The sequence below is a fragment of the Euhalothece natronophila Z-M001 genome (assembly GCF_007904085.1).
GTDB lineage: Bacteria > Cyanobacteriota > Cyanobacteriia > Cyanobacteriales > Rubidibacteraceae > Halothece > Halothece natronophila.
This window is the reverse complement of the sequence record NZ_CP042326.1, coordinates 1,635,290-1,648,655: the sequence shown is the minus strand read 5'-3', so window position 1 is coordinate 1,648,655 and position 13,366 is coordinate 1,635,290. Positions and strand designations below refer to the sequence as shown.

14 protein-coding genes are annotated in these 13,366 nt (G+C 40.9%); 7 read left to right on the top strand and 7 right to left on the bottom strand.

Annotated features, from left to right (window positions below):
• Nucleotides 1-104 precede the first annotated feature (104 nt).
• Entirely contained in the window at nucleotides 105-1,169 is a 1,065-nt protein-coding gene (locus tag FRE64_RS07855; RefSeq protein WP_146295460.1) for a potassium channel family protein, read from the top strand.
• A gap of 7 nt (nucleotides 1,170-1,176) precedes the next feature.
• On the opposite strand, the gene FRE64_RS17450 is transcribed toward FRE64_RS07855, so the two are convergent.
• Nucleotides 1,177-1,326, bottom strand: coding sequence for a hypothetical protein (locus FRE64_RS17450; protein ID WP_186709019.1), 150 nt, complete (start codon nucleotides 1,324-1,326; stop codon nucleotides 1,177-1,179).
• Between the two features lie 201 nt (nucleotides 1,327-1,527).
• Here FRE64_RS17450 and FRE64_RS07850 point away from each other — a divergent pair, with 201 nt between their 5' ends.
• Nucleotides 1,528-2,379, top strand: a complete 852-nt coding sequence (locus tag FRE64_RS07850; protein ID WP_146295459.1) for a universal stress protein — start codon at nucleotides 1,528-1,530, stop codon at nucleotides 2,377-2,379.
• 149 nt (nucleotides 2,380-2,528) lie between these two features.
• Here FRE64_RS07850 and FRE64_RS07845 read toward each other — a convergent pair whose 3' ends face one another.
• A complete protein-coding gene (locus FRE64_RS07845) occupies nucleotides 2,529-3,650 on the bottom strand; it encodes an extracellular solute-binding protein (RefSeq protein ID WP_146295458.1) in 1,122 nt (373 codons plus the stop codon).
• A gap of 117 nt (nucleotides 3,651-3,767) precedes the next feature.
• Between FRE64_RS07845 and FRE64_RS07840 the strand changes: the two genes are divergently transcribed.
• Nucleotides 3,768-4,136 (top strand): hypothetical protein, encoded by a 369-nt coding sequence (locus tag FRE64_RS07840; RefSeq protein ID WP_146295457.1) that lies wholly within the window; start codon nucleotides 3,768-3,770, stop codon nucleotides 4,134-4,136.
• Here the strand turns inward: FRE64_RS07840 and cobT are convergent.
• Both cobT and FRE64_RS07830 read right to left on the bottom strand, forming a co-directional pair.
• Nucleotides 4,133-5,236 carry a nicotinate mononucleotide-dependent phosphoribosyltransferase CobT gene (gene cobT / locus FRE64_RS07835; protein ID WP_146295456.1) on the bottom strand — a complete coding sequence of 368 codons (1,104 nt, stop codon included), beginning with the start codon at nucleotides 5,234-5,236 and terminating at the stop codon, nucleotides 4,133-4,135. The genes FRE64_RS07840 and cobT overlap by 4 nt on opposite strands.
• Nucleotides 5,233-6,063: a CPBP family intramembrane glutamic endopeptidase gene (locus FRE64_RS07830; protein ID WP_146295455.1), complete on the bottom strand. Its 831-nt coding sequence runs from the start codon at nucleotides 6,061-6,063 to the stop codon at nucleotides 5,233-5,235. The genes cobT and FRE64_RS07830 overlap by 4 nt, the downstream gene beginning before the upstream one ends.
• 252 nt (nucleotides 6,064-6,315) lie before the next feature.
• On the opposite strand from FRE64_RS07830, the gene FRE64_RS07825 reads away from it, so the two are divergent.
• From FRE64_RS07825 to FRE64_RS07810, 4 genes are all read left to right on the top strand, one after another.
• The gene (locus FRE64_RS07825) at nucleotides 6,316-6,882 is read left to right on the top strand and encodes a DUF4126 domain-containing protein (RefSeq protein WP_146295454.1); all 567 of its coding nucleotides are present in this window, start codon (nucleotides 6,316-6,318) and stop codon (nucleotides 6,880-6,882) included.
• Between the two features lie 16 nt (nucleotides 6,883-6,898).
• On the top strand, nucleotides 6,899-7,801 hold the full coding sequence (locus FRE64_RS07820) for a lysylphosphatidylglycerol synthase domain-containing protein (protein ID WP_246140410.1): 903 nt from the start codon (nucleotides 6,899-6,901) through the stop codon (nucleotides 7,799-7,801).
• A complete protein-coding gene (gene rimI / locus FRE64_RS07815; protein ID WP_146295453.1) occupies nucleotides 7,801-8,355 on the top strand; it encodes a ribosomal protein S18-alanine N-acetyltransferase in 555 nt (184 codons plus the stop codon). Before FRE64_RS07820 ends, rimI begins: the two co-directional genes overlap by 1 nt.
• Before the next feature lie 177 nt (nucleotides 8,356-8,532).
• On the top strand, nucleotides 8,533-11,007 hold the full coding sequence (locus FRE64_RS07810; RefSeq protein ID WP_146295452.1) for an ATP-dependent Clp protease ATP-binding subunit: 2,475 nt from the start codon (nucleotides 8,533-8,535) through the stop codon (nucleotides 11,005-11,007).
• 202 nt (nucleotides 11,008-11,209) lie between these two features.
• Here the strand turns inward: FRE64_RS07810 and FRE64_RS07805 are convergent, their stop codons facing one another.
• From FRE64_RS07805 to FRE64_RS07795, 3 genes are all read right to left on the bottom strand, one after another.
• Entirely contained in the window at nucleotides 11,210-11,728 is a 519-nt protein-coding gene (locus FRE64_RS07805; RefSeq protein WP_146295451.1) for an adenine phosphoribosyltransferase, read from the bottom strand.
• 82 nt (nucleotides 11,729-11,810) lie between these two features.
• On the bottom strand, nucleotides 11,811-12,707 hold the full coding sequence (locus FRE64_RS07800) for a sulfite exporter TauE/SafE family protein (RefSeq protein ID WP_146295450.1): 897 nt from the start codon (nucleotides 12,705-12,707) through the stop codon (nucleotides 11,811-11,813).
• A gap of 80 nt (nucleotides 12,708-12,787) precedes the next feature.
• Nucleotides 12,788-13,297, bottom strand: a complete 510-nt coding sequence (locus tag FRE64_RS07795) for a pentapeptide repeat-containing protein (RefSeq protein WP_146295449.1) — start codon at nucleotides 13,295-13,297, stop codon at nucleotides 12,788-12,790.
• Nucleotides 13,298-13,366: the final 69 nt, after the last annotated feature.

The following is a 13,366-nucleotide window of genomic DNA, read 5'->3' as shown; positions in this document are numbered from 1 at the left end:
TACTTAGTGCTTTGTGTTTTAATTCTACAATGGCGTAGTTTCGAGATTGATTACTATCGCCAATCTGTGTTCTTAACCCCAATTGCTATGGGATAATTTACCTAATGTACTCCCTCGAGAAAAATTATCAACGGCTACAAAAGCAATTATTTTTCGGTGCTCTCGCTTTAGCAGGAGTCTTTCTTCTGGGAACTTTTTGGTATCACTTTGTTGAACAGTGGAGTTGGTCAGAATCAGCTTATATGACAGTTATAACCCTCTCCACTGTTGGCTTTTCTGAAGTTCGCCCCTTACCAGAACGCTCACAACTTTTTACAATTGGTTTAATTACAGCTGGTATTGTGGTTATTGGTTACATTGTTAACCGTTTTACAGAAGCCATTATTCAAGGCTATTTTCAGAAAGGAATTGAACTGAGGCAAAGAAAACGCTTGATAGATACTCTAAATTCTCACTACATTGTCTGTGGCTTTGGGCGCATGGGAAAGCAAATTTGCAATGAATTTAACTCTGAGTCTATTCAATTTGTCATTATTGATAAAGCCCCAGATAAAATAGAAGCCGCTCGAAATGCAAATTATATTGCTGTAGAAGGAGATGCCACCTTAGATGAAACCTTACAAAATGTAAAAGTTCAAGATGCATTGTGTATTGTTGCGTCTCTCTCTTCTGATGCAGAAAATCTTTATACTATTTTATCTGCAAAAACATTAAACCCTAAAATCCGTGCTATTGCGAGAGCAAATACAGAAGAAGCAGTGAAAAAGTTACAACGTGCTGGAGCTGATACTGTCGTTTCTCCACATCTTACAGGAGCAAGACGATTAGCGGCTGCTGCCCTACGTCCGCAAGTTATGGATTTTGTAGATGGCATTTTAGCCGGAACAGAAGGCTCTTTTTATATTGAAGAGTTTCTCCTTGATCCCTCAATTTGTCCATTTGTGGGTAAAAGTTTGAGCGAAGCGCGACTAAGATCACAGTCTGGCGCGTTAGTTTTAGCCATACGCCGTGCTGATGGAACTTTAATTGGTGGTCCCTCAGCAGAAGAAATTCTGCAAGCAGGAGACATACTTTTTTGCATGGGAACAGCAACGCAATTACGTCAAATTAATCGCATCTTAGTACCGAATCAAGGGACTTCATTGCGCCCCCCACACGAAGAAAAATAACGCCCCATTAACCGAGAGTACGTTCAATATGTTCCATAATCTGTTTCTTTCTAGAATTCAGATTACTAGGAGTCTCCTTGGAATCAGAAACAAACTCAGTTGTGGTTTTTAAGTGATCAAAAATACGTCGTTTGCGATCAGAGGAAAAAGTAGCCATGATCAGGGAGAAAATAATATAGATACGCTTGCCTTAATTTTAACTGATGTGAGCGAGAAGTCGGCATCCACACTCCATAGAGTCTTTGCGGTAGTTCACCAAGCAGCGTAAGTTTTAAGACTCATTACAGAATAAGCGATAATTCCCCTAAAACCGTGGTATGTATAAAATTAGATAATCAATTGGGAGGGGAAGCGAAAGATGCTTAATAAAATTTTGCTTGCAGACTCTGGTACAGGTCATTCTGAGGAAATGTTGCAGTATTTATTGCAATTACCCTCTTTGAAAAATACGTCAGTAACGATTCTTAATGTTGTTCCTTCACAGGTCACTAGTGAAGCAATGACAGAAAAGTGGGAAGAAGGCGGAAAACTTCTAGCAGGGGCAATTCAACGAATGCACCTTGATCCGTCCCAAGTCTCAACTATGTTACGTCAGGGTGACCCGAAAACTACAGTTTGCGAAGTCGCTGAAGAAATAGAAAGCGATTTAATTATTATGGGGTCACGGGGACTAAAACGCCTAGAATCGATCCTCGAAAACTCAGTGAGTCAATATGTATTTCAGCTTTCTAGTCGTCCGATGTTACTGGTTAAGGATGACATTTATGTGACGCGCCTTAAACGTATCATGGTCGCTGTGGATCAATCGGCAGATTCAGAATACTGTTTGGAGTTAGCCCTGTTTTTATTACGAGATATTCCCTCTGGTCAATTATTGTTAGTGCAAGTTGATCCTTCTATGGAAAAAGGAGAAACTTTATCGGGACAAGAAGCAGAAAAAACACCGACACTTGCTCCGGCAGTGGAACAAGCGAAAAGACAAGGGGTAAACTATCAAGGAATCATTGCTGGTGGAAAACCAGGCCCGACTTTGTGTGAGCTAGCCGAAGATAAAAAAGTCAGTCTCTTAATGTTGGGATCTCCTGATCGTCGTCCCAGTGTAGCCCGAACTTTACCGGATTTAGATCGGCTTTTGGGAGCTTCTTTATCTGATTATGTCAGAGTTTATGCTAATTGCCCGGTACTGTTAGGACGACGCATTAGCGAGTAAATGTCCTAACCTTTTTGTGTAGGGCTATAGCAAGAAATAAAGGGATGAGAATGATCGTGTTATAGTCGTTCCAATTCAGTTCCGTAGTGCAGCCATCTTGGCTGCTACTAGGGAGCAAGATGCTCCCACTACTTTTAGGTTGCTGTTTTTTATTTGGAATCACTATACATTCTCGTTTCCTCCCAAACTTCTTGATATTTTTCTCTTGTTTCCTCTGATAAAGGCAATAAAAACTCACTCCGTTCTAAAATTTCTGAGGGAGGGATTCTTAGCTCATCTGCTTTTAAGTCATCAGGAATTTCCTCTTGATTGCCATTGAGTAAAATTGGAGAAGAGCCATTCGTAAATAATCCAATTTGACTGGCGGTTTCCTTTTTCCAACAAAAGTTAATCCATTCTAAAATGGGTTCTAAAAAGCGTTCACTTCCTTTAGGACGTACCCAAACATCTGCCCAAAGTGCTGTTCCTGAATTGGGCGTAATTACTCTAATATTCGGATAACGAGTGCGTAAGTCTAAAATATCATTTGACCATCCAACCGCTACCCAAGTATCCCCAAGAATTAAGGGTTCGAGATAGTTACTAGAACTGTAAAATTTAACTTGTTTGTGTAGGGCGCTTAGTTCACTTTTTAAGTTGGAGATTGCATCTAAATCATCTGTGTTATAAGATTCTCCCAGTTTTTTTAAGGTTAAGCCAATGACTTCCCGTGGCTGATCCAGTAAAGAGATTTTCTCCTTTAATTCCTCTCGCCATAAGTCCTCCCAGTCAGTGGGCGGATCGTATCCTGCTTGACGAAATTTATCTTCATTATAGGCAATAATTGTATTTCCCCAACGATACGGGGCTGCCCAAATTTCCCCTTCTGAATCAGGATTTCCCTGTTGATCACGCTTCACTAAGTCTCGCCATCGGGAAGGGAGTGCATTCCAATTGCTTAAGTCTTCTAGATCAAGAGGCTGAATTAAATCTTTCTCAATTGCTGTTTTTAACCAAAAATCTCCTAATGTGACTAAATCAGCGCGATTTGAGTTTTCTTCTTCCACTAACTCTTCTAAGAATTCATATAAGTCTTCTAGCTGAGAAATAGGGTTTAAATCTAAATTTTGTTCCCCTTCAAATTGCCTTTCAAATGCTCCTAAAACCTGTGAGGGAATAGAACCACTTAAAACTCTAACTTTAGCAGTATTATCGGCATTGCCACAAGCCTGTAAACTTGGCGCGATCGCGCTTATCAGTACCATTAACAAAAATTTACGACGGTTTAACATAAACTGAAAAATTAAATAAGTCTGTAATATTTAGAAAAGTAGTTACTCACCGAATATCATAATTAGTGAACAGGTATCTTACCTAAAATCGTAGAACAACTCCTTTGAGGATCTTTCATGGATCGACTGGAAAATCATATCACTGCCCTAGAACAAAAAATAGATCGCCTTTACGCTGTGGTTGAACACTTGAGCAACCGCATAGACACAGATATGCAAATGCAACACTCCAAGGAGAATGCTTCTGAAAATGCCACTATTGAGAACTCTTCTGAAGAAAATTCTCACCGTGGCTTTAGCGGTATGATGGGACATAAAGATGTCTTAGTGGATGACGACACCAATACCAGTAGAAACACCGCCTCGGATGGGGAGGCAGTTTCGCCAGAAATCCAAATTCGTCGTCTCAACACTCAACTAGCGGCCGCTTATAACCGCATTGCGGCGTTAGAAGAACAACTCCTCGCCCAACGGATTCACTTTTAAGGGATTTGAGAATATTTTTGAAGTAACTGCTCTATGTTACTTAATAATTGAGTTTGATCCCACCCTAAATAGAGATGAGCCGCGATCGCGCAACCCCCAGCCCCCACTCCTTCTTTAACATAACCATCTTCATAAACGGTTAGCTGAGGGTAATTAGATGCGGCAAAACTTAATCCTGTAGCAAATAAGGGAACATCCTGTAAGGTTTTTGCTAGCCCAACGGTATCCCCTGTTAAATCCTCGGTAACCCAACGGGTTGTTCCCACTACAACTTTCTCTAAATCCCCACGACTGCCATTTTTAATCAGGGATTGCATTAACGCATAAACTGCTAACATCTGGGTTCCCCCAGCCAGTAAGACACCAACCTTGCGACTTGCAGATAATGCCATTCCTGCAACAACTATCTGCATTGGATCGCCCACTGCTGCAACAACGGTAAATGGATCAGTGGGTTGTTGTTGAAAATACCAATTAGTTTGGGCTAATCCTGTTTGCACAATTTCCCACTTTTGTTGATGATTGCATTGGGGATGACTACTATTGATTTTATTGGCAGCAGCAATTCTCAATCCTGTTAGTAAAGCAAGTGCGGTGGTTGTTCCTCCCACAACACATTCCCCAATCATTAAATAACTCTCTTTCACTGTTGTTGCTAGCACTTCTCCCCAATGCCATCCCTGTTGAAATAAGTATTCTACCCTTTCTTGCGGCATTGCTTTTCCTGTAGAAACACATTGGGCGGGGATTCCTGCGAGATCAATATGAGGAATTGCAGGGGGATGCGGTAAGCCAGCATTTAAGACATAAACCGGGAGATCAAGGGCTTCTACAAAAGAGCGCGAAATCAGAGTGGGAGAAGCCCCCACTGTTAACGGTGGTAAGGGATATTTGGGATGAGGTTGAATGCCATTGACTAAACATTCTGCATCCGCGATCGCGGTATAACGCCGATCATCAGGAGTTGCCCCGGCAGCAGAAATATTGGGCTGGAGTCCAGTTTCAGTAAAGCCTAACACACAAGCAAAAGCGGGTCGTTTGCCACGATATTGATTTAACCAGCGATTGCCTTGCTGAATTTGGGTATAAATCCGAATCATGATGATCTTTTAATCTCCCATTGTAGCCAAACCGCTAACCCCATTAGAAATAACCAGCCCATGATACCAGAAATGGGATTCCCATCTAAGCCTGTAATAATCGGAGAAGCGCGATCGCTGTAGGTAATTAAGTCTCCCACATTAATAATATAGTATGCCCAAACCAGTCCGCCGTGTAAGCCAATAGCAAGCCCTAATTGCCCTTGAGTTTTTCGCCGCGCCCAAACTAACACTAAGCCTAATAACACCAAGCCTGGAAATTCTGGGAAGGTTTCTAAGATCACATCAAGGGGTTTAATAAAATGCGCGATCGCGAAAATGATCGCATTTACCCATAAAGCAATATTTAAAGAATAATCTCGTTGCAATTCATTTAATAACCAGCCACGAAACAGGGCTTCTTCAGCAATCCCCACACCAATTCCCGTTAACGCCCCTTCTAGAATTAATTGCCAAAAAGGAAGTGCGTTATCTTGCCAATTTAACCAGCCTAAACTGCCTTGCAATAAAAATAATGTAAAAGTTAAAATTAAGCCAATTATTAAACCTTGCAATAAGTCTAAGCCAAAGCGAGAATTAATCGTTAAGCCCACAGCTTGATAAGGGTGAGATTTTTGATAAAGGAATTTCTCAGTGACTCGAACTAAAATCAGAAAAAGAACAAATAACCATCCCATTGTTAAAATTGTAACCAAATCTTGATCCCCAGCTAACAATACTTGAATGGGAATGGCAACAGGTAGCCAAATTAACAGTAGCACGAAGATAAATAAACCAATACGGAGGGGAGCAGCTAAACTTTGAATCTGTTTAATTCGATTTTGCATTATTATTTACGTCTTGAAAGGCTTTTAACCTTAAAAACCATAGTTCTTCTAGAGTAACTATAATATTTTAATAATAAAGATAAGGCAAGCTAGCAATAGGTAAAAGGAAATGAATAATCAATAATACTGCTTTTTAGCATCTTTATTATGAGAAAGCTAAAACAATAACATCATTGAGTAGCTTTCAAAAAATCTTGATAATTGTTCGTTTATTTTAAAAAAGATCACCAAGAACTCGATTGACTTAAAATTATGATCATTGAAGTTTTAGCTGTTTTGGCTGTTTCCGCTGCTGCAGGAATGCGAATTGCCCTTCCTTTACTAATGATTGGCTTTATTGAAAGTCGCGAGTTTTGGTCAAATGTTCCCTTGTTAGATCGCATCCATCCTCAAGTAGTTTTAGCAATTTTAATTAGTTGGTCTTTATTTGAATTATTAGGATCAAAACAATTACTAGGACAACGGGTTTTACAGTTAATTCAATTAGCCTTGAGTCCACTGGCAGGTTTACTTTTAGCCGTAACTGTGGGAAGATTTGCAGACTATAGTACAGCCCAACTTTGGTTAATTGGGATTAGTGGTGGACTCTTTGCGTTTGTTTTACAGCTAGTGCAAGTGGGCTGGTTTTTTCGCTTGCGAGGGATTCCCCCTTGGGTAGCAGTGGGGGAGGATATTTTATCAGTTTTATTGGTTATTTATGCGTTTAATGCACCAGAACAAGGGGGGTTAATTGCTATGATGTTACTTTGGCTTGCTATTCGTAGTTCCTCGGCTTGGAAAAAGTGGCATCACAGTTCAAAAACCGTCACTAAGAATTAGAGGGTTAGATTTAATTGTGAAACTTTTACGGTGGTTTATCTTAGGAATAACGCTATTTTTCTTGCTTAAAACTTTTTATGATCATGGGCAAGATGTTTTAGCCATTGAATTAAGAGAATCCCATCTTAATTATAGCGCGATCGCGCTTTTTGTAACTCTTTTTGCTCATATTTGGTCAGGAATCGTTTGGGCAAACATTCTCTATTTTTTACAACAACCTGCTTCTTTAAGTTGGGTGTTACCTGTTTATTTACAAACCAATTTAGCCAAATATATCCCTGGGAATGTTTGGCATTTTTATGGACGCATTCGAGCAGTCCAAGCTACAGGAACTGATTTAACTACGGCTACCCTCTCTACCCTGTTAGAACCACTTTTAATGGCGACAGCAGCGGTTCTAATTACCTTAGTCTCTATTCAACAAAGTTGGCTTAAAAATCAAGAAAATTGGTTTTATCAATTACTCCCCTTTTTATTTGCAGGAAGTATTTTAATTTTGATTCACCCTTATTGCTTTAATCCTGCTTTAAGGCTAGTAGCTCGTTTCAAGAAAAAAGCCACTAATAATGCCTCGTTTCAAATTAAACAGTACCCTTGGTTCCCTTTATTAGGAGAATTAACATTTGTTGGGTTAAGAGGGATTGGTTTTATTATTATATTTATGGGATTTACTAACTTAACCTTAGAGCAGTTTCCTCTTTTATTAGGGGTATTTAGTCTTTCTTGGTTTTTTGGTTTAGTTGTGCCATCCCCAGGGGGAATTGGAGTTTTTGAAAGTAGCGCGATCGCGCTTTTAGGTAATACCTTTTCCCCAGAAATTATCCTTAGTAGTGTTGCTTTATTTCGTCTTCTTAGTCTCAGCGCAGAAGCAATTGCAGCCACCCTAGCCTTTTCTTTCACTAAACTAACACAAAACTAATGGAACTAGAAATCAAGGAGTTAACCAAAGACAATCTAGACAAAATCATCGCACTGGATCAAATTTGCTTTGGAGGACTGTGGACAAAAGGCGCTTATGAACGAGAAATCGACAGCCCGAGAAGCCTTCTCCTTGGCATATTTCAAGTTGATCCTTCCCCCTTACATCAAGAATTAATTGGTATGAGTTGCTTTTGGGCAATTGTAGAAGAAGCCCATATTACTCTTCTTGGCATTGATCCCAACTATCGTGGACAAGGCTTAGGAGAACTGCTACTATCCCATTTACTACTGCAAGCTCATCAGTGGTCACTAGAACGCGCCACCTTAGAAGTGAGAGCTTCTAATACCACAGCAATTAACTTATATCAAAAGTTGGGATTTGAAATTGCAGGGCGACGGAAAGACTATTATCCCCTCCCCCCAGAAGATGCCTTGATTTTATGGCGTTCTCGCCTGCAAGAGCCAGAATTTTCCCAAGAAATGAAAAATATTCAAGAAAAAAGATGCGCTGCCCTCTTGACGAAAGGCTGGGATATCTTGCAAAGTAGTTAAGGTTTGAATATTAAAAATTGTCTAAAGCCTGCTGTCATTCGCAACGAACCCCTTGAAAACGAGGAAAAATTAAAATGAATATTTCTCCTCCAAAAAGTTAGCGTTAATACAAAGCGCGGGATCGCCTATGTTAGAATCAGCGTAACAAGGGTACGCAGCAGGTGATAACAATAGGCTATGTTTGAACGCTTCACAGAAAAAGCAATTAAGGTGATTATGCTTGCCCAGGAGGAAGCACGTCGCCTCGGTCATAATTTCGTTGGCACAGAACAGATCCTCCTCGGCTTAATCGGAGAAGGAACTGGTGTCGCTGCGAAAGTTCTGAAATCAATGGGGGTTAACCTCAAAGATGCTCGGATCGAAGTTGAAAAAATTATCGGACGGGGATCAGGATTTGTCGCGGTAGAAATTCCGTTTACGCCCAGAGCAAAACGAGTTTTAGAGCTATCCCTAGAAGAAGCTCGTCAACTGGGACACAACTATATTGGCACAGAACACCTCCTTCTCGGTTTAATTCGCGAGGGCGAAGGTGTAGCGGCGAGAGTCTTAGAAAACTTGGGGGTTGATCTCTCCAAAGTCCGCACGCAAGTGATTCGGATGTTAGGAGAAAATGCCGAAGTTTCTAGCGGTTCTAGCCAAGGTCGAACAAAAACCCCCACTCTCGATGAATTTGGCTCTAACCTTACCCAATTAGCAGGGGATAGTAAGCTGGATCCAGTGGTAGGTCGTCAAGAGGAAATTGAGCGGGTTATCCAAATTTTAGGTCGGCGGACGAAAAATAACCCGGTTTTAATTGGAGAACCAGGAGTTGGTAAAACTGCCATTGCTGAGGGGTTAGCCCAGCGCATTGGTAATCAAGACGTTCCTGATATTCTCGAAGATAAGCGGGTAGTAACTCTCGATATTGGGCTGTTAGTTGCTGGCACCAAATATCGCGGGGAATTTGAAGAACGCCTGAAGAAAATCATGGATGAAATTCGTCAAGCTGGAAATGTGATTCTGGTTATTGACGAAGTTCATACGTTAATTGGAGCAGGGGCAGCCGAAGGTGCAATTGATGCAGCCAATATTCTCAAACCCGCTTTAGCACGAGGCGAATTGCAATGTATTGGTGCAACCACCCTCGATGAATATCGCAAGCACATTGAACGGGATGCTGCTTTAGAACGGCGTTTTCAACCAGTGATGGTGGGTGAACCCACAGTGCAAGAAACGGTGGAAATTCTCCATGGATTGCGCGATCGCTATGAACAGCATCACAAACTACGGATTACTGATGGCGCACTAGATGCGGCAGCGAAACTCTCAGATCGCTATATTTCAGACCGCTATCTCCCTGATAAGGCAATTGACCTTGTGGATGAAGCCGGTTCACGGGTGCGTTTAATTAATTCGCAACTGCCACCAGCAGCGAAAGAATTAGATCAAGAATTGCGTCAGGTTCTCAAGCAAAAAGACGATGCTGTCCGATCTCAGGATTTTGATCGGGCCGGAGAATTGCGCGATCGCGAAATGGAAATCAAAAGCGAAATCCGTAACCTTGCCTCTGCTAAAGACACAGAAACCAGCAAAGATGATCAAGTTGGTCCTGTAGTAGATGTAGAAGAAATTGCCGATATTGTCGCTTCTTGGACAGGCGTTCCCGTTAGCAAGATTACCGAAACTGAGTCGCAAAAACTCTTGCATCTCGAAGAAACCCTCCATGAGCGTCTCATTGGTCAAGAAGAAGCAGTTAAATCTGTTTCTCGTGCCATCCGTCGCGCCCGTGTTGGCTTGAAAAACCCCAACCGTCCCATTGCTAGCTTCGTCTTCTCTGGCCCCACTGGTGTTGGTAAAACCGAGTTAACTAAGGCGCTAGCCAGCTACTTCTTTGGGTCAGAAGAATCTATGATCCGCTTGGATATGTCTGAGTTTATGGAACGGCACACCGTTTCCAAGCTCATTGGTTCTCCTCCAGGATATGTGGGCTATAACGAAGGAGGACAATTAACCGAAGCTGTCCGCCGTCGTCCTTACACCGTAGTCCTCTTTGACGAAATCGAAAAGGCGCACCCCGATGTCTTCAATATGCTTCTACAGATATTAGAAGATGGTCGCCTCACTGATGCCAAAGGGCGCACGGTGGACTTCAAGAACACCTTATTAATTATGACCTCTAACATTGGTTCTAAGGTCATTGAAAAAGGTGGTGGCGGCTTAGGCTTTGAGCTCAATGAAGACCAAGCAGAATCCCAATATAACCGCATCCGGTCTCTCGTGAACGAAGAGTTGAAACAATACTTCCGTCCTGAATTCTTGAACCGTCTCGATGAGATCATTGTCTTCCGTCAACTCAACCGCGAAGAAGTCAAAGAAATCGCCGAAATTATGTTGCGAGAAGTCTTCTCTCGTCTCACTGAACAAGATATCAAGTTAGAAGTCACCGAAGCGTTCCGGGAGCGATTAGTGGAAGAAGGGTATAATCCCAGCTATGGTGCGCGTCCCCTCCGTCGAGCGATTATGCGCTTGTTAGAGGATATCCTCGCTGAGGAAATGCTGTCGGGTCGTCTCTCTGAAGGCGATACCGCCACCGTTGACGTGGTCGAGGGAGATGTCAAAGTCTTCCCGAAACAGGAAAACCAAGAGTTGCTTCCTCAAGGATCAGAATCATAATTTAGGTTAATCACCTTAGTTGCTGTTAGTTCTTGAATTGAAGAAAGGCGGTAGATACTCACTGATCTACCGCTTTTTTTCTGGTTGGCTCTGTTATAGTGATTCCAAATAAAAAACAGCAACCTAAAAGTAGTGGGAGCATCTTGCTCCCTAGTAGCAGCCAAGATGGCTGCACTACGGAACTGAATTGGAACGACTATAGCTAGTAGTCAACAAGAGTAATAATAGGGACATCAGGGAGTTTATTTCTTCCCTCTAAGTCTTTTAATTCGATGATAAATCCAAATCCTAATAGTTCACAGTCGATTTTGTTAACTAAATCTGCGGTTGCTTTTGCCGTTCCCCCTGTAGCAATTAGATCATCAACAATTACTACTTTTGAGTTAGGTGGTAAGGCATCTTGATGCATTTCTACTTTATCTTTGCCATATTCTAAGTCGTATTCCATACTATGAACCGCTGCCGGTAATTTCCCAGGTTTACGGACAGGAACAAATCCAGCGTTAAATTGATAAGCAAGACTCGGTCCAAATAAAAACCCCCGTGATTCAATCCCAATAACATAGTCGGGGATCAGGTTAGCTTTTTGAAACTTATCACTTAAGGTATCAATGGTGTAGCGCAGTCCTTCGCGATCGCGCAGTAATGTTGTAATATCACGAAAAATAATTCCCGGTTTTGGAAAGTCTGGAATATCTCGTATTAGTGCCTTTAAATCCATAAAAATTCCTTACTTTAACTCCTTTCAAATTATCCCACATCCTGCTCTTTCCCTAGCAAATAACTTTGAACCATATTATCTCTCAAAAGCTAGTGGAAACTATATTAGTTAAATGATCTTGATTGCGGATGATTACTTCACCTAAAATTAAACACCCCACAAAAATAAATAGAACTCCCATACTTTTTTCTAATAACTTTTGCGAGAGGCGATTTGCAATACTAGATCCTAACTGCGCTCCAATTAAAACCCCCGGAACGGTAAAAATAACTAAATTGGAAACAGTGTTTAATGTTTCTCCTCCTGCTTGGATAAATTGAAAAACATGACCCACAGAGGCAATGAGAGCAGTAATCGCTACAATAAAAACACTTGTGGCTACAGCTACCTTACTGGGAATATGACAGCGTTGAATGAGAAAAAAGCCATTAAGTTGTCCTAACCCTGTAGAAATCATACCAATAAATAAACCACCAATACTAATGAGTAATCGCCCTTCTGCACGATCGCTGATCGTATAGCAAAACGTTTCTCCCGTATTAGTTGTAAGGCAAGTTTCGGGTTCTTTTTTTTCAAAATCGGTATTTTGTTGATCTAATAATTCTACCGTTTTTTCTTCAGGAGAACGGAGAAAACTGGTGGCAATCACTAATAAGCCAATGCTTAAAATAGTCTTTAAAATATCTGAAGGAATAAACCCCGCCACCCAAGTTCCAATTAAGGCACTAGGAATACTGAATAGCAGTAGCATTCGTCCTAATTGATAATCAATTAATCCCTTTTTGATATAGGCATATAGCCCACTGCTAAACCCAAAAACTTCAGTAATTAAACCCGTTCCAATTGCTACAGCAGTTGGCAATTTTAATCCTAATAAAAACAAAGGCGTAAAAAACGTAGCTCCTTCCACTCCCGAAGCCATCGCAATAGTCGCAATAGCTATTCCTATGGGGAACATATACCAAAATTCTAAACTCATTTTTTTTTGTTTGTCCTTTGTCCTTTGTCCCTTGTAAACTAATGACTAATGACCAATGACTAATAACTAATGACCAATGACTAACGACAGCCTAAACTCTCTCGGGTGGAAACACCAGTTACAGGATTTACTCCTTCAGCTTTTTCACAAAATAACTTAATTTGATAGCGATCTAAAATGGCATCAGTAAAATCAGCACCAGCAATTTTAGTATTTTCAAAACTACTACTACTCATCACTGTGCCAATAAAGATGGCATTTCTTAAATCTGAGCCATCAAAAACAACGCGATCCATTAACGCCCCACTTAAATTTGCCCCTGATAAATCAGCATTAATTAATTTCCCTTGGGTAAACATGGCATTTTCTAAATTTGAGCCATGAAAATCTGTACGACGCATATCAGCAGCCGCAAAAACTGCCCCAACTAAATCTTCATTAGAAAAATCGCGATCGGATACAACAGTGTGGGTATAATTAACACTTTTATCTTGAGCAACTGCTGGTTTAGCATCTAGTAAAATCCAAATTCCAGCTAATAAAAAAGCAAGAGCAAGGTAGAAAAGTCGTTTTAATAATTTCTTGATCATAATTCCTTATTTGTTATGTCTTTACCTATCACTTATAATAATCAAATACTTGTTTCTCAGTTCATTAAT

Excerpts from the sequence above, each read along its gene's own strand:
- FRE64_RS07840 (WP_146295457.1), top strand. The coding sequence starts at position 3,768 with ATGGATCGACTGGAAAATCATATCACTGCCCTAGAACAAAAAATAGAT.
- FRE64_RS07810 (WP_146295452.1), top strand. The coding sequence starts at position 8,533 with ATGTTTGAACGCTTCACAGAAAAAGCAATTAAGGTGATTATGCTTGCC.
- cobT (WP_146295456.1), bottom strand. The coding sequence starts at position 5,236 with ATGATTCGGATTTATACCCAAATTCAGCAAGGCAATCGCTGGTTAAAT.
- FRE64_RS07855 (WP_146295460.1), top strand. The coding sequence starts at position 105 with ATGTACTCCCTCGAGAAAAATTATCAACGGCTACAAAAGCAATTATTT.
- FRE64_RS17450 (WP_186709019.1), bottom strand. The coding sequence starts at position 1,326 with ATGGCTACTTTTTCCTCTGATCGCAAACGACGTATTTTTGATCACTTA.
- rimI (WP_146295453.1), top strand. The coding sequence starts at position 7,801 with ATGGAACTAGAAATCAAGGAGTTAACCAAAGACAATCTAGACAAAATC.
- FRE64_RS07845 (WP_146295458.1), bottom strand. The coding sequence starts at position 3,650 with ATGTTAAACCGTCGTAAATTTTTGTTAATGGTACTGATAAGCGCGATC.
- FRE64_RS07830 (WP_146295455.1), bottom strand. The coding sequence starts at position 6,063 with ATGCAAAATCGAATTAAACAGATTCAAAGTTTAGCTGCTCCCCTCCGT.
- FRE64_RS07805 (WP_146295451.1), bottom strand. The coding sequence starts at position 11,728 with ATGGATTTAAAGGCACTAATACGAGATATTCCAGACTTTCCAAAACCG.
- FRE64_RS07825 (WP_146295454.1), top strand. The coding sequence starts at position 6,316 with ATGATCATTGAAGTTTTAGCTGTTTTGGCTGTTTCCGCTGCTGCAGGA.
- FRE64_RS07850 (WP_146295459.1), top strand. The coding sequence starts at position 1,528 with ATGCTTAATAAAATTTTGCTTGCAGACTCTGGTACAGGTCATTCTGAG.
- FRE64_RS07800 (WP_146295450.1), bottom strand. The coding sequence starts at position 12,707 with ATGAGTTTAGAATTTTGGTATATGTTCCCCATAGGAATAGCTATTGCG.
- FRE64_RS07795 (WP_146295449.1), bottom strand. The coding sequence starts at position 13,297 with ATGATCAAGAAATTATTAAAACGACTTTTCTACCTTGCTCTTGCTTTT.